Source organism: Rhizobium sp. BG4 (assembly GCF_016864575.1).
In the GTDB taxonomy this organism is placed as follows: domain Bacteria; phylum Pseudomonadota; class Alphaproteobacteria; order Rhizobiales; family Rhizobiaceae; genus Rhizobium.
The window spans coordinates 502,606-521,900 of record NZ_CP044125.1 but is presented as its reverse complement, the minus strand read 5'-3'; the positions used below and the strand labels follow the sequence as shown (position 1 = coordinate 521,900).

At 62.0% G+C, this 19,295-nt stretch carries 19 protein-coding genes and 2 pseudogenes; 8 read left to right on the top strand and 13 right to left on the bottom strand.

The genetic code is table 11. The annotated features are described in order from the left end of the window. The first annotated feature begins 177 nt into the window (after positions 1–177). Positions 178–1,671 carry a leucyl aminopeptidase gene (locus F2982_RS02805; RefSeq protein WP_112718816.1) on the top strand — a complete coding sequence of 498 codons (1,494 nt, stop codon included), beginning with the start codon at positions 178–180 and terminating at the stop codon, positions 1,669–1,671. A 20-nt stretch (positions 1,672–1,691) separates the two neighbouring features. Then, positions 1,692–2,141 (top strand): DNA polymerase III subunit chi, encoded by a 450-nt coding sequence (locus F2982_RS02800; protein WP_112718815.1) that lies wholly within the window; start codon positions 1,692–1,694, stop codon positions 2,139–2,141. A 19-nt stretch (positions 2,142–2,160) separates the two neighbouring features. Here the strand turns inward: F2982_RS02800 and F2982_RS02795 are convergent, their stop codons facing one another. The 4 genes and pseudogenes from F2982_RS02795 to F2982_RS02780 form a co-directional block, all read right to left on the bottom strand. After that, positions 2,161–2,379 (bottom strand): hypothetical protein, encoded by a 219-nt coding sequence (locus F2982_RS02795; protein ID WP_130282794.1) that lies wholly within the window; start codon positions 2,377–2,379, stop codon positions 2,161–2,163. Between the two features lie 57 nt (positions 2,380–2,436). Further along, positions 2,437–3,363 (bottom strand): Gfo/Idh/MocA family oxidoreductase, encoded by a 927-nt coding sequence (locus F2982_RS02790; protein WP_203429163.1) that lies wholly within the window; start codon positions 3,361–3,363, stop codon positions 2,437–2,439. Positions 3,364–3,455: 92 nt separating this feature from the next. After that, positions 3,456–4,274: a polysaccharide deacetylase family protein gene (locus F2982_RS02785; RefSeq protein ID WP_203429162.1), complete on the bottom strand. Its 819-nt coding sequence runs from the start codon at positions 4,272–4,274 to the stop codon at positions 3,456–3,458. 130 nt (positions 4,275–4,404) lie between these two features. Then, a pseudogene (locus F2982_RS02780) lies at positions 4,405–6,287 on the bottom strand (ABC-F family ATP-binding cassette domain-containing protein). A gap of 205 nt (positions 6,288–6,492) precedes the next feature. Between F2982_RS02780 and F2982_RS02775 the strand changes: the two are divergent. Both F2982_RS02775 and F2982_RS02770 read left to right on the top strand, forming a co-directional pair. Then, the gene (locus F2982_RS02775) at positions 6,493–6,828 is read left to right on the top strand and encodes a hypothetical protein (protein WP_203429161.1); all 336 of its coding nucleotides are present in this window, start codon (positions 6,493–6,495) and stop codon (positions 6,826–6,828) included. Further along, positions 6,829–8,427, top strand: a complete 1,599-nt coding sequence (locus F2982_RS02770) for a methyl-accepting chemotaxis protein (RefSeq protein WP_203429160.1) — start codon at positions 6,829–6,831, stop codon at positions 8,425–8,427. Positions 8,428–8,431: 4 nt separating this feature from the next. Here the strand turns inward: F2982_RS02770 and F2982_RS02765 are convergent, their stop codons facing one another. Beyond that, a complete protein-coding gene (locus F2982_RS02765) occupies positions 8,432–9,475 on the bottom strand; it encodes a GGDEF domain-containing protein (RefSeq protein WP_148195330.1) in 1,044 nt (347 codons plus the stop codon). Between the two features lie 242 nt (positions 9,476–9,717). On the opposite strand from F2982_RS02765, the gene F2982_RS02760 reads away from it, so the two are divergent. Both F2982_RS02760 and ndk read left to right on the top strand, forming a co-directional pair. Further along, a complete protein-coding gene (locus F2982_RS02760; protein WP_203429159.1) occupies positions 9,718–10,407 on the top strand; it encodes a glutathione S-transferase family protein in 690 nt (229 codons plus the stop codon). Between the two features lie 83 nt (positions 10,408–10,490). Then, positions 10,491–10,913 carry a nucleoside-diphosphate kinase gene (gene ndk / locus F2982_RS02755; RefSeq protein ID WP_016553456.1) on the top strand — a complete coding sequence of 141 codons (423 nt, stop codon included), beginning with the start codon at positions 10,491–10,493 and terminating at the stop codon, positions 10,911–10,913. A gap of 237 nt (positions 10,914–11,150) precedes the next feature. Here ndk and F2982_RS02750 read toward each other — a convergent pair whose 3' ends face one another. Together F2982_RS02750 and F2982_RS02745 are read right to left on the bottom strand one after the other, a co-directional pair. After that, complete coding sequence (locus F2982_RS02750; protein WP_203429158.1) at positions 11,151–11,660, bottom strand: hypothetical protein; 510 nt, start codon at positions 11,658–11,660, stop codon at positions 11,151–11,153. Next, positions 11,657–12,202 (bottom strand): CGNR zinc finger domain-containing protein, encoded by a 546-nt coding sequence (locus F2982_RS02745; RefSeq protein WP_203429157.1) that lies wholly within the window; start codon positions 12,200–12,202, stop codon positions 11,657–11,659. The genes F2982_RS02750 and F2982_RS02745 overlap by 4 nt, the downstream gene beginning before the upstream one ends. Before the next feature lie 65 nt (positions 12,203–12,267). Between F2982_RS02745 and F2982_RS02740 the strand changes: the two genes are divergently transcribed. After that, complete coding sequence (locus F2982_RS02740; RefSeq protein ID WP_203429156.1) at positions 12,268–13,164, top strand: branched-chain amino acid ABC transporter permease; 897 nt, start codon at positions 12,268–12,270, stop codon at positions 13,162–13,164. Between the two features lie 10 nt (positions 13,165–13,174). Here F2982_RS02740 and F2982_RS02735 read toward each other — a convergent pair whose 3' ends face one another. The 5 genes and pseudogenes from F2982_RS02735 to F2982_RS02715 all read right to left on the bottom strand — a co-directional run bounded on the left by F2982_RS02735 (position 13,175) and on the right by F2982_RS02715 (position 17,625). Continuing rightward, entirely contained in the window at positions 13,175–13,636 is a 462-nt protein-coding gene (locus F2982_RS02735) for a molybdenum cofactor biosynthesis protein MoaE (RefSeq protein ID WP_203429155.1), read from the bottom strand. Positions 13,637–13,867: 231 nt separating this feature from the next. Then, the gene (gene moaD / locus F2982_RS02730) at positions 13,868–14,122 is read right to left on the bottom strand and encodes a molybdopterin converting factor subunit 1 (RefSeq protein ID WP_199628821.1); all 255 of its coding nucleotides are present in this window, start codon (positions 14,120–14,122) and stop codon (positions 13,868–13,870) included. Further along, positions 14,122–14,709 carry a CDP-diacylglycerol--glycerol-3-phosphate 3-phosphatidyltransferase gene (gene pgsA / locus F2982_RS02725; protein WP_203429154.1) on the bottom strand — a complete coding sequence of 196 codons (588 nt, stop codon included), beginning with the start codon at positions 14,707–14,709 and terminating at the stop codon, positions 14,122–14,124. The genes moaD and pgsA overlap by 1 nt, the downstream gene beginning before the upstream one ends. Positions 14,710–14,819: 110 nt before the next feature. Next, a pseudogene (uvrC, locus tag F2982_RS02720) lies at positions 14,820–16,861 on the bottom strand (excinuclease ABC subunit UvrC). After that, positions 16,858–17,625 (bottom strand): SDR family oxidoreductase, encoded by a 768-nt coding sequence (locus F2982_RS02715; RefSeq protein WP_203429153.1) that lies wholly within the window; start codon positions 17,623–17,625, stop codon positions 16,858–16,860. The pseudogene uvrC and the gene F2982_RS02715 overlap by 4 nt, the downstream one beginning before the upstream one ends. Before the next feature lie 364 nt (positions 17,626–17,989). On the opposite strand from F2982_RS02715, the gene F2982_RS02710 reads away from it, so the two are divergent. Beyond that, complete coding sequence (locus tag F2982_RS02710; RefSeq protein WP_199628818.1) at positions 17,990–18,625, top strand: outer membrane protein; 636 nt, start codon at positions 17,990–17,992, stop codon at positions 18,623–18,625. Between the two features lie 45 nt (positions 18,626–18,670). On the opposite strand, the gene F2982_RS02705 is transcribed toward F2982_RS02710, so the two are convergent. Beyond that, positions 18,671–19,267 (bottom strand): glutathione S-transferase, encoded by a 597-nt coding sequence (locus F2982_RS02705; RefSeq protein ID WP_130282768.1) that lies wholly within the window; start codon positions 19,265–19,267, stop codon positions 18,671–18,673. Positions 19,268–19,295: the final 28 nt, after the last annotated feature.

The following is a 19,295-nucleotide window of genomic DNA, read 5'->3' as shown; positions in this document are numbered from 1 at the left end:
GAGGGCTGCAATCACTGTCGATGTCTTCCGTTGGCCAGGCCTTCCCGCGGCGCGCTGGCTTTCTGCCCCGGCGGCGCGGATTTGTCCATGGCCCGGCGATCACGTCTTGTTTTCGGACATGAAACCCGGAATGATCGCCGCCGGAGAGGATTCCGCTGCGAATCCCAAGGAGAAGACATGTCTGTTAAATTCGATATTTCATTCGCGAAATCCGCCAAGATTAGCGGCGGCCTTACCGTTCTCTTGAAGGCTGGCGACGGCGAACTTGCGGCTGGCGCAGAGATTGCCGACCCCGCAGGCGTCATCGCCAAGGCCTCGAAGATCGCCAAGTTTTCCGCCAAGGCGATGTCGGCACTCGACCTCGTCGCCCCCGAAGGCTCCCCCGCGGACCGACTCTTCGTCATCGGTCTCGGCAAGCCGCAGGATTTGGTTGCGCATGACTGGCTGAAGCTCGGCGGTATCGCTGCCGGCAAGATCAAGGGCGCCGACAAGGCGACGATCTTCATCGATGCGCCGGGTGCGGCGATCGACGCCAAGGCTGCCTCCGGCTTTGCGCTCGGCATGCTCATGCGCGCCTACGCTTTCGATAATTACAAGACCAAGAAGTCCGACGAGGACGACAAGGCGAATGGCAAGTCGGCCAAGGTGACGATCGTCACTGCCGATGCCTCCGGCGCCAAGAAGGCGCTGGCCGATGCCGAGGCTGTCGCCGAGGGCGTCAATCTCGCCCGCGATCTCGTCAATGAGCCGCCGAATGTGCTTGGCCCGGTCGAATTTGCCGCCAAGGCAAAGGAGCTCGAGAAACTCGGCGTCGAAGTGGAAATCCTGACGGAACGCGAAATGAAGCGGCTCGGCATGGGGGCGCTGCTCGGCGTGGCCCAGGGTTCCGTCCGTCCGCCGCGTTTGGCGATCATGCATTGGAAGGGCGGCAAGGCGAAGGACCGGCCGATCGCCTTCATCGGCAAGGGCGTCGTCTTCGATACTGGCGGCATCTCGATCAAGCCGGCTGCCGGCATGGAAGACATGAAGGGTGACATGGGCGGTGCCGCAGCCGTGACCGGCCTGATGCATGTGCTCGCCGCCCGCAAGGCGGAGGTCAATGCCGTCGGCATCATCGGTCTTGTGGAAAACATGCCTGATGGCAACGCGCAGCGCCCCGGCGATATCGTCACCTCGATGTCCGGCCAGACGATCGAGATCATCAACACCGATGCCGAAGGCCGCCTCGTGCTCTGCGATGCGCTCTGGTATTGCAACGACCGCTTCAAGCCGCGCTTCATGATCAACCTGGCAACGCTGACCGGCGCCATCATGGTCGCGCTCGGCAATGTCCATGCCGGTCTGTTCTCGAACGACGACACGCTCTCGGCGCAGCTGACGTCCGCCGGTCTCGCCACCAACGAGAAGCTCTGGCGCATGCCGCTCGGCCGCGATTACGACAAGATGATCGACTCGAAATTCGCCGACATGAAGAACACCGGCGGCCGCTATGCCGGTTCGATCACCGCGGCGCATTTCCTGAAGCGCTTCGTGCAGGAAACGCCCTGGGCGCATCTCGATATCGCCGGCACCGCGCTCGGCTCGCCGCAGGACGAGATCAACCAGTCCTGGGGCTCCGGTTTCGGCGTGCGCCTGCTTGATCAGCTCGTGCGCGACCATTACGAGGCCTGATCACAGGCTGGAATGCAGGCATGACCGAAGTCCTTTTCTACCATCTGACGGAATCCAAGCTGGAGGACGCGCTGCCGCCGCTCGTCGACAAGAGCGTCGAACGCGGCTGGCGCGTCGCCATCCAGATGAAGGAGCCGGCAAGACGGGATGCGCTCGACACCCATCTCTGGACCTATAGGGACGACAGTTTTCTGCCGCACGGCACCGATGAGAGCGAACTGGCAGGAAACCAGCCGGTTCTGCTCACGGTCACCGGCGATAACGCCAACCAGGCGACCGTCCGCTTCATTGTCGATGGCGCCGAACCACCGCAAGCCGATGCCTATGAGCGCATCGTCTTCATGTTCGACGGTTACGATCCGGAACAGCTGGAAGGCGCGCGCGCCCAATGGAAGAAGCTGAAAGGCGAGGGGCATAACCTCACCTATTGGCAGCAGACGCCCGAGGGGCGCTGGGAGAAGAAGGCCTAAGCCTTCAAACTAGGCACGTTCAGCCATCCCGCTTGAACGTCCACTTCACGACATAGTCGCCGTTGCGCTTGAGTTTCGTCTTGGTCTTCAGCCGCACCGGGCCGCCGAGGACGGCTTCGGCCTTTTCGAAGGCCTGGCGGGCTTCGGCCATGGCGGCGTGGTAGGCGCTGTTGTCGCGTTTCGGGGTCTCGGCGACTTCCTTGAGGAGGGCGGTCAGTTCCGGTTTGTCTTCGGCCATCTCCGCCCTCGCTTCAGGTTGGGGATGCGGCGCGTAGACGCCGCATCGTCCCTGTGATCAATCGTGGAAGGCTTCCACGAACTTGCGCTTGCCGAGCATGAAGGCATCGGCGACGTGGCGCAGCGGTGCCAGGTCGACGTCGGACTGGCCGGCCTTGATGATTTCGGCGAAGCGGCGGTAGAGCGAGGGGTATTCTTCCTCGGGCGCCGAGAACGTCAGCTCGCCGTTGACCGAAAGCTTTGAGCCGCCTTCGGCCAGTTCCATCGTGCCTGCCGCCGTCTCGGCAATGATGTCCCAGCTCTGCTTGCCGGTCTGGCGCCAGTCGAATTCGCCATGGACGGTCATCGCGCCGGCGTCGCGGAAATGCAGGTCGGCGGCGATCGGTGCGTCGCGGTTCTCAGGGAATTCGAGCGTCGCACCGGTCAGGAAGATGGCGCGCGGCAGGATGTGGGTGACGATCGACAGGGCGTTGATGCCGGGGTCGAAGACGCCGAGGCCGCCGGCCTGCCAGATCCAGTCCTGGTTGGGATGCCAGTGGCGCACGTCTTCCTTCCAGATGACGTGAACCTTCTTGATCTCGGTCTTCGAAAGGAAATCCTTGGCTGCCTCGACGGCCGCGGCATAGCGCGAATGCCAGCTGGCAAACAGCGAGACGCCCTTGGCCGCAGCCAGCGCTTCGAGATCGGCCACTTCGCTCAGCGTCGCGCCCGGCGGCTTTTCGAGGAACACATGCTTGCCGGCCGACAGCGCCTTGTAGGCTGCCTCGTAGCGGTACTGCGGCGGCATGCAGAGCGAGACGGCGTCGATCTCGGGAACAGCTTCGAGCATCGCCTCGATCGTCGTGAAGCTCTGGATGCCCTCCACCGTGCCGTGGCGGCTCGCCGTCGCGACGAGCTTGTAGTCGGCATTCTTGTCGATGGAAGGAAGATGCTGGTCGCGGACGATCTTGCCGACGCCGACGATGGCGAGGTTGATAGGGGACATGAGAGGTGCTCGCTCCGGTGTGCTCAAAAGTATGATTTATTGGGCGCTTGTTTTAACAGAACTCTACAGCCGGGCAAGCGCCCATGTCACCCTCAAAGCGAAGCCATGACGACGGGCTTGTCGTCCCGCTTGAACTTCAGCGTCACCACCTTGTAGCCCTCGGCTTCCAGGCGCGCGAGCAGGGCAGGGAGCATGGCCGCGGTGCGCTTGTGGATGTCGTGCATCAGGATGATGCCGCGGCCCCGCTGGCGCAGCCGGTTCATGGCGCGGTCGGCCACCTGTTCGGGCGTCGAGCTGAAATAGTCCTTGGTGTCGACATCGACATCCATGACGATCATCTCGCGCGCCGCGACGGCAGAGCGGAGCTTGCGGCTGTCGGCGAGATAGGGGAAGCGGAAGAAGTTGACGTCGGTGCCGGTCGCCTTGGTCACGGCCGCTTCGCCGCGGGTGATCTCGGCGATCGCCTGGTCGAAGGACAGCGTGTTGAGGTTCGGATGCTTGTAGGTGTGGCTGCCGATCGTGTTGCCTTCCATGGCGACGCGCCGCGCCAGCTCCGGATGCAGCGCCGCCATTTCGCCGACCATCATGAAGGCTCCCTTGACGCCGAAGCGGTCGAGCGTTGCGAGCACCCGGTCGGTGCGGCCGGGAATCGGGCCGTCGTCGAAGGAGAGCACGACTTCCTTCGGCTCCAGCTTCAAATCCTTGAGCGATGAAACGGTCAGCACGCGGCCGGCAAGATGATGGGTTTCGCCGAAAGCGAGATTGGCGGGCTTGGGAAAGCCCGCAGTGCTCTCCTCGGTCTTGATCGAAGACGTCTTGATCGTCTTGTCGGGGGCAGGCTGCTTGGTTGTCTGGCAGCCGCAAAGGGCAAGCGCGAGAACGACACTCGAAAGAAGGGCGATACGGGACATGAAAGGGGCTCAACAAATCAGTAATGAATGTTGAGACAACCTTTCGAATTATGGTTAACGATCGGTTTAAATCGGATGTCCGGCCGTTAACTTGTGCCCTTCTGCCGCAGCCTTTTCCGGGCGCTTGTGGCTATCCTGCCATAGCCTCTTCATATTCGGCCGAAAGCTCCAGCCATTGCTCTTCGGCAGCGGAAAGTTTTGCTGCCGCTTCGCCGCGCTGCTTGGCCTTCTCGGCCGCCTTGGCGGGCGCCTTCTCGTAGAGAACCGGATCTGCAAGTTCCGCATCAAGCGCCTGAATCTGTTTCTCCAGCTTGCCCGTCAACGATTCGATTTCGTTGATCTTTTTCTTGAGCGGCGCCAGCGAGGCGCGCTTGTCGGCATTCAGCTTGCGCTGCTCGGCCTTGCTCGCCGGATCGTCGGCACTCTGTACCTTCTCGTCCTTCTTCCTGCCGGAGGAGACGATCAGGTCGCGATACTCGTCCATGTCGCCGTCGAAATTGGAGACGGTGCCGTTATTGACGAGCCAGAGCCGGTCGACGGTCGCCTCGATCAGGTGGCGGTCGTGCGAGATCAGGATGACCGCGCCGTCATAGTCGTTCAGCGCCTCGATCAGCGCCCGGCGGCTGTCGATATCAAGATGGTTGGTCGGTTCGTCGAGGATCAGCAGGTTCGGCGCATGGAAGGCGGCAAGGCCCATCAGCAGGCGTGCCTTCTCGCCACCGGAAAGGTCCTTGGCGGCCGACGCCATCTTTTCGGTCGCAAGGCCCATCTGAGCGACGCGGGCGCGCACCTTGGCCTCGGGTTCGGTCGGCATCAGGCGGCGCACATGCTCCACCGGCGTCTCGTTCGGCACGAGATCGTCGAGCTGATGCTGCGCGAAGAAGCCGATCTTCAGATTGGAGGCGACCCGGAGGTCGCCGCTCTCGGCGTTCAGGCGCCCGGCGATGAACTTCGCGAAGGTCGACTTGCCGTTGCCGTTGGAGCCGAGGAGGGCGATGCGGTCGTCATTGTCGATGCGCAGCGTGATGTTCTTCAGGATCGGCTTGCCCGGCTCATAGCCGACGGCGCCGCCCTGGATGGCGACGATCGGCGAGGCCGGCTGCTTTTCGGGCTCGGGAAGGTGATCGGCTGGACGTGGTCCTCGATCACGGCGGCAACCGTTCCCATGCGCTCCAGCGCCTTGACGCGCGACTGCGCCTGGCGGGCCTTGGAGGCCTTGGCCTTGAAGCGGTCGATGAAGCTCTGCAGGTGCTTGCGCGCCGCATCGTTCTTCGCCTTCGCCTTCATCTGCAATTCGTCGGCTTCGGCCTTCTGGCGCTCGAACTGGTCGTAGCCACCGCGATAGAAGGTCAGCTTCTTCTGGTCGAGATGGACGATCGAATTGACTGCGTTGTTGAGCATGTCGCGGTCGTGGCTGATGACGATGACCGTATGCGGGTAGCGGCGCACGTAATCCTCAAGCCACATCGTGCCTTCGAGGTCGAGATAGTTGGTCGGCTCGTCGAGCAGCAGGAGATCAGGCTCGGCAAACAGCACCGAGGCGAGCGCCACGCGCATGCGCCAGCCACCGGAGTAGGAGGAGGCAGGCCGCAGCTGGGCTTCCTGGCTGAAGCCGAGGCCGGCGAGAATGCTGGCGGCGCGGGCTTCTGCCGAATGCGCGTCGATATCGACGAGCCGCGTCTGGATTTCGGCGATGCGATGCGCATCGGTCGCCGTTTCAGCTTCCTTGAGAAGCGCGGCACGCTCCTTGTCGGCCGAAAGCACGATCTCGATCAGCGACTGCTCCGTCGCCGGCGCTTCCTGCGCCACCTGGCCGATGCGCGCATTCTTCGGGATCGACACGCTGCCGGTCTCGGCACCGAGGTCGCCGGTGATGATGCGGAAAAGCGTCGACTTGCCCGCGCCATTGCGCCCGACAAGGCCTGCCTTGGTACCCGCCGGAAGCGTCACGCTGGCATGGTCGAGGAGAAGGCGCCCGGCAATGCGGGCAGAGATTTCGGTAATCGTGATCATGCCCGGCGTTTTGGCCGAAACGGCGGATCAAGGCAAGGCCGTCGCGCGCTTTCGCAAATGCTCGGGCAGAAGTTGCAGTCGTTCGCCGAAGTCGCCGCATCTGCAACTTCTGAAGAGTATTTTCTAATAGTCTCTGCGTGATCGCAAGAACATGTTCGGTAATAAATGCTTAAATCTGAATGTATATATTTCGAGTATTGAATTCATGACGTTTGAAGCTGCTATGCATTCTGATCGCGCCGAGATAAGCGGCAGAAAGATATTGATATATTTCATCATGTTTTTCTGCCTTTTCCTTTCCGTGGCTGCCATGCCATCGGGGCGTTTCGTCGTCGTGGTCACAGAACCTAGCGAACCTGCCGGCCATGTCATCAATGTCATCGGTACGGCCGGTGGCTCCTTCGTCGCTCCAGGCGCATTTTCCTGGATCGCCGTTGCCTATTCCGATGCCGATAATTTCCCCGCGCGCCTGAGACGTTCCGGTGCGCTGTTCGTTCTCAACCATGCTCTGGCGGTGGGTTGCCTGCAAAAGGAGAGTTGAATGAATTCGCTTGAGAAATTGCGCAATATGGTCGGCCCCTATGTCGTCGGCCTGCTATGGGTGAACGCGCTTCTGACGGCGCTGCACCAGATCGTCGCCGCCGAGCAATTCCAGGCGATGCCTGTGATCGCGCAGTTCCTCGTCGCTGCACTGGCGACCGCCAACTGGGCGAAGGACCGTACCGGCGCCAATACACGGATCATCAGTTCGATCGCCCATGCCGTCAGCGTCTCGATCCTCGTCTATGCCTTCGAAGGCTCGGGGCTGCAGATCGACATCCACATGTATTTCTTCGCGTCGCTGGCGATCTGCGCCGCCTGGATCGATTGGAAGGCGGTCGTGGCCTATGCCGGCGTCGTCGCGCTGCATCACGTGCTGCTCTATGTCCTGGCGCCGCTCGCCGTCTTCCCGGGCGCCTCCGGTTTCGATCGCGTCATCCTCCACGCCGTCGTCCTCGTGCTTCAGGCCGGTGCATTGATCGGCCTGACGCGGGCTGTGACGCTTTCCTTCTCTTCCGCCGATGCCGGTATCGCTGCGGCTCAGGCCGCGCAGACCGCCGAGCGTGACATGAGCGCCAAGGCGCGCGAGGCAGACCGGATGGCGGATCAGGAGCGCCATCAGCGCGAGGCCGAAAAGCAGCACGAGCGCGCCGCGATCGACTTCGCCGTCAAGACCCTGCATGGTGCGCTGAGCGAGCTTTCCTCCGGCAACCTGCAGGTTCGCATCGGCGAGCGGCTGGCCGGCGATCTCGATAATCTGCGCGCCCATTTCAACCAGTCGGTCGAAAACCTGCAGAGCGCCGTCGCCCAGGCAACCGATGCAACGGCGACCGTGCGCAGCGGCGCCGGCCAGATCAGTGATGCGGCGCGCGACCTCTCCGTCCGCACCGAGCGGCAGGCGGTAGCCATCCAGGAAACCGTCACGGCGCTGGAGAGCGTCGAGAATGCCGTGCGCCATTCGAGCGCGACGGCCGATCAGGTGGGCGTCCTCGTCTCCCGCGCCCGCAGCGGTGCGGAGCACTCCGGCGAGATCGTCACCAGCGCCGTCGATGCCATGGGCCGGATCGAAAACAGCGCCCGCGAGATCAACCAGATCATCGGCGTCATCGACGAAATCGCCTTCCAGACCAATCTCCTGGCGCTGAATGCCGGGGTCGAGGCTGCGCGCGCCGGCGAGGCAGGCAAGGGCTTTGCGGTGGTGGCGCAGGAAGTGCGCGAGCTCGCCCAGCGCTCGGCGACGGCCGCCAAGGAGATCAAGCAGCTCATCACCGCCTCGAGCGGCCACGTCCGCAGCGGCGTCACGCTCGTCGATCAGGCGGGCGAGGCGCTGAACAAGATCGCTGCCGAAGTCACCGAGATCAGCTCGCATGTCACCACGATCGTCACCGGCGCCCGTGAACAGGCGACCGGCCTGCGCGACATCAGCTCCGCCATCGCGCAGATCGACAGCAGCACGCAGCAGAATTCGGCAATGGTCGAGGAGACCTCCGCAGCGACGGCAGCACTTTCCCGCGAAGCCGACACGCTTGAGCAGTTGATGTCCGGCTTCCGCACCGGCGGCGCGAGCTGGAAGGCGGGCGCGTCGCTGAAGGTCGCCTAGGGCCTCAGCGGCCGAAAGCCTGGATCGGCTGGCGGCGGTTGGATTGGGCGGCGAGCAAGGCCACGCGGGCATTGGCCTGGAGCTGCGTGCCGGTCGCCGCATCGCCGCTGAGCGCGATGCCGATCGAGATCGTCAGCTTGCCTGGATCGGATTTGTCCGAGGTCGCAAAGACCATGTTCTCTTCGACCGACTGGCGCAGGCGGTCGGCGATGGCGATCGCATCGCGCATGCCCACATTGGCAAACAGGAAGGCGAATTCGTCGCCTTCGACGCGCGAGACGAAATCGTTCTTCTTGATCGACTTGCGGAACAGGTTGCCGAGCTTCTTCATCAGCTTGTTGCCGGCCTGCACGCCGTATTTGGCATTCAGCTGGCGGAAGTCGTCGATATCGACCATGAGAAGCGCGCTGCCGGCGGCATCCTCGCCCTCGTAGAGATCACCGATCGTCTTGGCGAGCGCGATGCGGTTTGGAAGGCCGGTCAGCGGGTCGGTGACGGAAGCGGCCTGGGCGGCGGCGACGCCGCGCTCCAGGGTCTCGATCCGCTCGACATCGGAGAGCAGCTTGGCTTCGAGCTCGGTCTCGGCGGCGAGCACCGATGCGAGCGACGAGGCGAGATATTCCATCTCGCTCATGAAGGCGTCGAGGCCCTGTTCGGAATTGCCGGAGAGCGACTGCAGCAGCGTTTCGGCCGCGCGTGCAAAGGCATATTTCTGCTTCAGCCCGTCAGAGAGACGATCGGCCGCCTCGCGCAGCAGCTTGCTGGCCTCGGTGCCGGCCGTTTCGGCGGCAAGGCCGCAATGGCTGACGAGCCGGTATTTGAGGCCGAGTTCATCGAGCCGGGCCTGCGCCGGATGACTGCCGAGCGCGGAGATGTCGGTGGCGAGCGCCGTGTTGCGGCCGCAGACGGCTTCGTGCAGCAGCTCGTAGTTCCGCGGGCTGCCCGCAATGTTCAGCCGTGCCATATGCTCGGCGATCTTCTGGGCGTCGTTCTGCGGGGCAGGGCGGGCGCCCTCGCGCTGTGCTGCATTCCTGGTTGTGTTCTGCATCACCGTTCCTCGCACCTTCGGCACTGCTTTAGCCGCGGCTTATCTTCCCGCTATGCGCCGCAGATTTTAAAATAGCTTGAATTTTCAGTATCTCCGGCTGGGCACGGTCGGAAAGGCGCAAATGCGGTTAATGCAACCTTGAAGCGGCGCTCACCAAAGACGATGGCGCCCATCAGATTTCGTCATTTGATTGCCGCGCCGCTTTGCCGTGAAATGCGCCTGTCATTCATGAAAGGATCGCCATGACGCTTGCGCTCTATTCGCTCTGCGGCGCCAATCCGCAGCACTTCTTTTCTCCGCATTGCTGGAAGGCGGTGATGGCGCTGGCGCATAAGGGCCTGGCCTTTGAGGAGATCCCGACGACCTATGCCGGTATCGCAAAAATCGGCGGCGGCTTCTCGCCGACCCTGCCGGTGCTCGACGATAACGGCCACCTCGTCACCGACAGTTTCGCGATCGCCCTCTATCTGGAGGAAGCCTATCCCGATCGCCCCTCGCTGTTTGGCGGCGAGGGCGGCAAGGCGCTGTCGCGCATAGTCGAGGGCTATTCGCAGATGGTGATCCATACCGCGATCATGCGCATAGCGCTGATGGATATCCATGGCGCGCTCGACGAGGGCGACAAGGCCTATTTCCGTGAAAGCCGCGAGCAGCGGCTCGGCCGGAAGCTGGAGGATGTGGTGGCGAACCGCGCCGCCGAAGAGGCAGCCTTCGCCGCCAAGCTGGAGCCGATGCGCCACATGCTGAAGTTCCAGCCCTTCATCGGCGGCGAGAGCCCGCTCTTTGCCGACTATATCGTCTTTAGCGCGCTGCAATGGCTCCGGGTCACCGCGGGGCTCTCGATGCTGGCGCCGGATGATCCGGTTATCGCATGGCTCGATCGCTGCCTCGATCTTCACGAAAGCCGGGGGCGCACTGTGACAGCGGCGTGAAATTGCCTCATCCCCCTTGTTTTCGGGGCGGCGGGCGGGTAAAGACCGCCCACTTTTCCCGCTAAACCAGAGGATTTGACCCAATGGCGATTGAACGCACCTTTTCGATGATCAAGCCTGATGCAACGAAGCGCAACCTCACGGGCGCTATCACCAAGATGCTCGAAGACGCCGGCCTGCGCGTCGTCGCATCCAAGCGCGTCTGGATGAGCAAGCGCGAAGCTGAAGGCTTCTACGCCGTTCACAAGGAACGTCCCTTCTTCGGCGAACTCGTTGAAGGCATGACCTCGGGCCCGACCATCGTTCAGGTTCTGGAAGGCGAAGGCGCCATCCTGAAGAACCGCGAAATCATGGGCGCAACCAACCCGGCAAACGCTGACGAAGGCACGATCCGCAAGGTTCACGCTCTCTCGATCGGCGAAAACTCGGTTCATGGCTCTGACGCTCCTGAAACCGCTGCCCAGGAAATCAAGTACTGGTTCTCCGACACCGAAATCGTCGGCTGAATCGGAATGTCAGCCTGAGGGCTGAAGTGATTGAAATGACTCTTGAAGCCGGGGCTTTTGCTCCGGCTTTTTGTTTGGGTGCTGTTGGGCATTGGCGTGTGCGGCCCCCTCATCCGGCCCTATCGGGCCACCTTCTCCCCGCTGGGGAGAAGGGATGGAGAGGTTGCGGCGTGTTCCCTTCTCCCCTTGGGGAGAAGGTGCCGGCAGGCGGATGAGGGGGCTCCGGGCGCGGACCCCTCAAACCGCCGGACACTTGTCCGTATTCGAATAATCCACCGTCCCGTCAGCCTTAAACACCTCGGGATTCTTATTGTAGAATGGCCCGACCACCAGCGGCTTGCTCGGCAGCATCGCCGCCTGGTCGACATCGGAGACGAATTGCGTTTGCAGTTCCTGCAGCGTCTTGCCGTCGGCGGAGACCAGCTTGATCTTGGCGCTGTACGGCTTGTCCTTGCGCACGCAGTGGATCGCCGGGCTCTGCAGGGTGATCTTGTCCCAGGCGGGGAAGATCTTCTCCTGCAGGGTGATGGGATCGCCGCCCGCCGGGTTTTCGAACTCGGCGATCGCCACGGCGCCATCGGGGATCGGCGAGGTCTTTCGCAGCGTCACCAGATAGGTGGCCGTCGCCACGCGGTAGTTGAAGACGAACATGTGGCCGGTCACTTCGACCATCTTTTCCATTTCGCGCTGGCAGCCTGCGATCAGCAGGGCCGAGAGGCCGAGCGCGGCAATCGCCTTGATCTTCATGGCATCTCCTCCTTCTTGCGCCGGTAATGGCGGCTGGCCTTTGCCCGGTTGCCGCAGACGGCCATGTCGCACCAGGCGCGGCTCCTGTTCTTGCTGCGGTCGATGAACAGCCAGCCGCAGTTCCGGCATATCTTCATTCTGTCAGGATCCGGCATGGCGATCAGCCGTAGCGCCGAATGCGCCGTCGCCGCATCGAGGCCATCCGGCCGCGCCCCGCGCAGCGCCGATGCGATCCGCTCCAGAAGATCGGCCAGCGTCGCATCATCGGCTTCGCCAAGCACCCGCTGGCGGAAATAGCGGTCAACAGCCTCGCGAAGGCCGAGAAAGGCCGGCCGGTTCTCTTGATGGACCGGCAGGACATCGCCGAACAGCGCCCGCTCGGCACAGAATTCCGTCGCTGCAGCCGGAAAGGCGTCGAGTTGCGCGGTCGAGGCAAAACGGTCGATGCTGCGCTCGGCATCATGGCGCAGAATGACGCTGTTGGCGACATCGAGCGCCAAAGCGCCGCCGGAAAAGCGATGCGGGGTCCAGGTAAAGCTCATGCTGAAAATATAACTGGTAAAACCTATTTTGCCAGTTATTATTTTAGGCGATACGGAGCATGTGAATGGGATATCTGCTGCAGCAACTGGCCAATGCCGTGCCGCTCGCCGCGCTCTATGCGGCGCTGGCCTTCGGCTATTCGCTGGCCTTCGGCGTCACCAAGCGGGCCGATATCACCTATGGCGCGATGTTCGCTTTCGCCGGCCAGATCCTGCTGCTGTTCACCGATTTCGCCTATAACAAGCTGTGGCTGGTGCTGCCCGCTGCATTGGCGATCGGCATCGGCCTGTCCTTCGTCTATTCGCTGCTCACAGGCTTCTGGATCGGCCGCAGCATCATGCGGCCGCTGGTGCGCCGCTCCGCCAATACGGTTATTGTCGCCGCACTCGGCGTCACCATCCTGCTGATGGAAACGGTAAGGCTCGCCTCGCAGACCCGCGAGCTCTGGCTGCCGCCCTTGCTGAACAGCACGGTCGTGCTCTGGAGCGACGCCTCCTTCAAGGTGACGCTGACGCTGATGCAGCTCGTCAATACCGGCATGATGATCGCGCTGATTGCAGCGGGAGCACTGATCCTGCGCTACACCCGCCTCGGCCGCATCTGGCGCGCCGTCACCGATGATCCGCTCGCCGCCGAACTTTGCGGCACGAGCTCCGGCCGCGTCTTCCTGATCGCCTATGTGGCAGCCATCTTCTTCGCCACCTGCTGCGGCATCCTCACGACCTTCTATTACGGCACGATGGATTTTGGCGCCGGCCTGCTCTTCGGCCTGAAAGTGCTGATGATCTCGGCCGCCGGCGGCTATTCCGATCCGTTGAAATCAGCGGGCGGGGCGGCAGGTGTCGGCTTCGCGGAAACGCTCTGGACGGCCTATGGCTCGTTCCTCTGGCGCGACTTCGCGGTCTTCTCGCTGCTGGTCTTCCTGCTGGTGATGAGCCGGCGGGAGCGGGCAATACCTTAAAAGGTTCTGCTCATTTCCACTTGTCGCGGGCGCTGTCGTCGCTGTCCTTGGCGGCGATCCAGTCGCCGCTCTTGCCGTCTCTGGCATGTTCCTTCTTCCAGAATGGCGCCGAGGTCTTCAGGTAATCCATCACGAAATTGGCGCCGTCGAAGGCTGCCTGCCGATGCGGGGCGGCGGCGATGACCAGCACGATATTCTCGCCTGCCGCGATCTTGCCGTAGCGGTGGATGGCGGTGAGGCCCTTGAGCTCGAAGCGCTCGATGGCGAGATTGGCGATCCTGAGCATCTCGGCTTCCGCCATGCCCGGGTAGTGCTCAAGCTCCAGCGCCGAAAGCGTCCCGCCTTCGTCGCGGCAGAGGCCGGTGAAGGTGACGATGGCGCCGATGCCGGGTTTGCCCTTGGTGAGGAGGGTGGTTTCGGCCTGTAGGTCGAAATCGTCGCGCTGGACGCGGATGGTGGGGGTCATGGGCACACCCTCGCGGAGGCGGAGAGGGTGTGCCGTGCCAGCCCCCCTCTGGCCTGCCGGCCATCTCCCCCACGGGTGGGGAGATTACGAGTGGCGTGCTCCTCGCGCCATTCCTGCGTTGGGTGGTTCTGCAACGTCAATTGTTTGGGGAAGCCGGTGCGTCCAGCCAATCTCCCCACCTGTGGGGGAGATGCCCGGCAGGGCAGAGGGGGGCGGACTGGCACGGCGCTCACCGTCTCACCCACCCGTCATCGGCGGAAAAATCCCGATCTCGCGGGCATTCCCGATCGGTTCGTCGTGCTCCACATGCTCCTGATCGAGCGCCACGCGGATGACGTTCTCATATTGAAGCGCGGTCTCATACTCTTCGCCCAAGCCCTTCAGATGACTCAGAAGATCGGAGACGGTGACGACGGAGGCGGGCAGCGAAATCTCTTCCTCGCTCTTGCCGATCCGCTCGCGCACCCAGGCGAAGTAGACGAGGCGTGTCATCACTCTTCGTCCACGATGTGCTTGAGGCCGGCGCGGAAATAGTCGTAGCCGGTATAGATCGTCAGCAGCGCGGCGATCCACAGAAGGCCGATGCCGATCTGCGTCGTGTAGGGCAGCACGGCGTCACCGGCGGGGCCTGCCAGCAGGAAGGCGATGGCGACCAGCTGTACCGTCGTCTTCCACTTGGCGATCCGCGTCACGGGAACGCTGACCTTCAGCGCCGCCAGATATTCGCGCAGGCCGGAGACCAGTATTTCACGGCAGAGAATGATGATCGCCGCCCAGATCGACCAGCCGGCAATCGTGCCGTCGGCAGCAACGAGCAGCAGGATCGAGGCGACCAGCAGCTTGTCGGCGATCGGATCGAGCATGCGGCCGATATTCGACGTCTGGTTCCAGATGCGGGCCAGATAGCCATCGAGGAAGTCGGTGACCGAGGCGATGACGAAGATCCAGAATGCGACCCAGCGGGCGAGATCCGAGCTCTGCAGCCGTCCCTCGACGAAGAAGCAGATGACGATCAGCGGCACCGCAAGAATGCGTCCGTAGGTCAGCAGGTTCGGGATATTGTATGCGCGCGATGCCATGAATCTGTTCTCTGAAATGATGTGCCCGTAGATGACGGCTTTGGCCCTCGACCGTCAACATTCTTTCTGGTTTTCGCTGTCCTTTGCGTGGAATTTGCGACCGTAACAGCCTATTTCGCGGCGTCGTCGTGAAAATGATTGTAGACCACCTTGGCCACCGCCTCCGAAATACCCTCGACTGCCATCAGGTCGGAAAGCGCTGCGCGCGAGACGGCCTTGGCGGTGCCGAAATGCTGCAGCAGCGCGCGTTTGCGCGACGGTCCGATGCCGCCGATCTCGTCCAGCGGGTTCTTGACCATCTCCTTCTTGCGCCGCGCCCGGTGCGAGCCGATCGCAAAGCGGTGCGCCTCGTCGCGCATGCGCTGGATGAAGTAGAGCACCGGATCGCGCGGCGGCAGCGAGAAGCTCTCCTTGCCCGGCGGAAAGAAGCGTTCGCGTCCTGCTTCGCGGTCGACACCCTTGGCGACGCCGATGGCGATGACGCTGTCGGTGATGCCGAGTTCTTCGAGGATTGCCCGGACGGCCGTCATCTGCCCCTGACCACCGTCGATGAGGATAACGTCCGGCCATGCCGGGAAGGGCATGTCGGCGGCGTCGATGCCGGTAGCAACGGGCTGCGAGCGATCTGGAATGCCCTCTTCCTTGATGAGGCGCTGGAAGCGCCGGGTCATCACTTCCTTCATCATCCCGAAGTCGTCACCGGGGTGATGTCGGCCGATTTGATGTTGAACTTCCGGTACTGGTTCTTCACAAAACCCTCCGGCCCCGCGACCACCATGCCGCCGACCGCATTGGTACCCATGATATGCGAGTTGTCGTAGATCTCGACGCGCTGCGGCACGTAGGGAAGATTGAATGTCGTCTTGAAGCCGTCGAGCAGCCGCGACTGCGATGCGGTTTCCGCGAGCTTGCGCCCATGCGCCTCGCGGGCATTGCCGACGACGTGATCCACCAGATCGCGTTTCTCGCCGCGCTGCGGCACGAGGATCGAGACCTTGTGCCCGGCCTTCTCGCCGAGGGCAGCCGACAGCAGTTCCATCTCGTCGACGGTTTCCGACAGCATGATCTGCTTCGGCACCGGCTTGTCGTCATAGAACTGCGCCAGGAACGCGCTCAACACCTCGGCGCTCGTCAGCTGCGGGTCGGCCTTCGGGAAATAGGCGCGGTTACCCCAGTTCTGCCCGGTGCGGAAGAAGAACACCTGGATGCAGGAAACCCCGCCTTCGTGGTGGATGGCGAAAACGTCTGCTTCGTCGACACCGGCAGGATTGATGCCCTGATGGCTGGTGACGTGCGACAGCGAGGCGAGGCGATCACGATAGACGGCGGCGCGCTCGAAATCGAGATCCTCGGCGGCGGCATTCATGGCCTCAGCCATATGCGCCTTCACCTTCTGGCTCTTGCCCGAAAGGAAGTCCTTCGCCTCCTGCACCAGTTCGCCATAACCGGCATCGCTGACTTCGTGGGTGCACGGACCCGAACAGCGCTTGATCTGATAGAGCAGACAGGGGCGGGTGCGCGTCTCGAAGACGCTGTCGGTACAGGTGCGGATGAGGAAGGCGCGCTGCAGCGAATTGATCGTCCGCCCGACGGCGCCGGCCGAGGCGAAGGGGCCGAAATACTCGCCCTTGCGGGCACGCGCGCCGCGATGCTTGAAGATCGCCGGTGCCCGGTGATCCCCGGTAATCAGGATATAGGGAAACGACTTGTCGTCGCGCAGCAGCACATTAAAGCGCGGCCGCAAGCGCTTGATCAGATTCGCTTCGAGAAGCAGCGCCTCGATTTCGGTGCGGGTCGTCACGAACTCCATATGGGCCGTCTGGCGGACCATCTGGGCGATGCGGTTCGAGTGGACGCGCCCCATCGCATAGTTGCTGACACGCTTCTTCAGGCTGCGCGCCTTGCCGACATAGAGCACATCGCCATCGGCATTGAACATGCGATAGACGCCCGGGCTGTTCGGCAGTCGCTTGACGAATTCGCCGATCAGCTCCTGGCCGGTTAGGCCGGTCTCGTTGATCCCGCCCTCGTTCCAGTCGATCCCGGCAGAGATCGGCGCGGCGGAAGGTTCGCCCTCCACCTCGATATCGTCATCCGTCTCGTCGATCTCATCATAAAGAACACCGCCATCCGGCAGCTTCTTGGCATTCATTCCTTGATCTCCAGCACATCCGGCGTCTGCCACGCGAGATGCTGGCCGCCGTCGAGTGCAATCATCTGGCCTGTGACCGAGGGCGTTTCGAACAGAAAACGAATCGTTCGTCCGAATTCCTCCAGTTCAGGACCCCTCTTCAAGATAAGGGCTGCGACCTGCGCTTGGAAGTCTTCTTGCAGTTGCCGCTCGCTCGGCATCGAGGGGCCGGGCCCGATCGCGTTGACGCGGATGCGCGGCGCCAGCGCCTGTGCCATCGTCTGCGTCGCCGTCCACAGCGCCGATTTCGACAGCGTATAAGAATAGAAGCTCGGCCGCAGCGCCCAGACGCGCTGGTCGATGATGTTGACGATCAGCCCGTCGGCGCCATCCGGCAGCTGCTCGGCGAACTTGGCGGCGAGAATCGACGGCGCGCGGAGATGCACGGCGAAATGCTCGTCCCAGATTGCGGCGTCGAATTTGCGCAGCGAATCTTCGGCGAAAATCGAGGCGTTGTTGACCAGAAGATCGAGCGGTCCGAGCTCCGCAGAAGCCTTTTCGATCAGGCTTGCCGTCTCATTTATTTTTGTAAGATCGCCCTGGACCACAATCGCCCGCGCACCGCTCTGTCGCAATTCGGCCACAAAGCGATCGGCTTCGGCGAGCGAACCATTCGCATGAACTGCGACCGAAAAGCCGTTATCCGCCAAATCCTTGGCAATCGCCCGGCCTATTCTTTTGGCGGCACCGGTTACCAGTGCGGCCTTAAGTCTTTTCCCGCTCAAAAGCTTGCCTTCGTCATCAATGAAGCTAAGTGCTTCCTATATAGGGGCGGGCGAAGAGTAGATAAATAGGTGAATGCAATTGCGTTTCAGGCCGATTTATTCTATGTATTATTTGAGAATAGATTTTCGTAAAATAAGTATTGTTAATTTAACCATTCATTATGGTTAACAAATAGTCTGTTGCGCTATAGCAACATCGAATTTCAGCCACCCCGCCGCCACAATCATTTCACAATTTGGCTCTTTCAAATCCGCAATTGGGCTCCACTTTCACCCTCGATCCGAGAGGGACATCTAGTAATTGCTCGCGAATGCTTCGGTGTAAAACAGTTGACGAAGAGCGCGGGACTGAAAGGAGACAAGTATGCGTACACTCATTGCTAGCCTGATGGCTTCTGCCTTCGTCGTAGCCGGCTTCACCGCTGCAAATGCTGCCGATGCAGTTGACCAGGTCCCGGAAGCTCCGGTAGCCCAGAACGAGCCGGTTACCCCGGCAGGTAACTGGGAAGGCTTCTACCTCGGCGGTGCAGGCACCTACAACATGGGTGACTTCAACAACAGCCGTGACGGCTACGCCCTCGGTGGTCAGCTCTACACGGGCTACAACTGGCAGGCTGGTCAGATCGTTTACGGTGTTGAAGCCGACCTCGGTTATTCCGGCCTCGACCATTCGGCTGGCGGCGTTACCGAAAAGAACCGTTTCAACGGCTCCGTTCGCGGCCGCGTTGGCTACGACCTGAACCCCTTCCTGCTGTACGGCACGGCTGGTCTTGCTGCGACCAACAACAAGGTTAGCGCTGGCGGCGATTCTGACGACAAGACCTCCTACGGCTACACCGTCGGCGTCGGCGCAGAAGCTTTCGTCACGAACAACATCACCGCTCGCGTCGAATATCGCTTCAGCGATTACCAGAACAAGAACTACGACACCGGCATCGGCAGCGTTTCGCGCGGCTATGACGAGCAGAGCGTCAAGGTCGGTATCGGCGTGAAGTTCTGATCGGTTTCCGGTCAAAGAAAAAGCCCGGCTTCGAGCCGGGCTTTTTTATTGTTGCGGTTTGAGATCGGGATAGGCGGGGAACTTCTTCTCGAAATCCCGGATCCAACCGATCAGCTCGGAATGATCCGCTTCCCACTGGCCCTTGAAGCGCAGGTCGAGATAGCCGATTGCGGCAGCGAGGGCGAAATGGCCGCCGTGCAGCTTCTTGCCGAGTTTCGGCGGATGGGCGCTGATATGGTTGAGGCCGCTGACGGCCTTCTTCCACTGCCGGTCGATCCAGGGCTGATGCACCTTTTCCTCGTCCCGGAAACGCCGTTCATAGACGATCGCCAGCAGGCAGTCGCAGATGCCGTCGCAAAGCGCTTCCAAAATCTCGGCCTCGGTGCGCTTGCCGTTCTTGTCGGGATAGAGCTTCTTTTTCTTCAGCCGGTGGAAATAATGCATGATGGCGATGCTGTCGAAAACCGATGCGCCATCGTCGGTCAGAAGGGTAGGGATCTTGCCCAGCGGATTGTTGTCGACGAGGATCGCCGGGCCGGCATTGGTATCGACGCGGATTTCCGTGACATCGAGCTCGAGATAGCGCGCCGCCATGCGGACTTTGCTCGAATAGGGTGAGGTCGTTGCGCAGAGGAGCTTCATCATACACCTATGGAAATGCGTTGGCGCG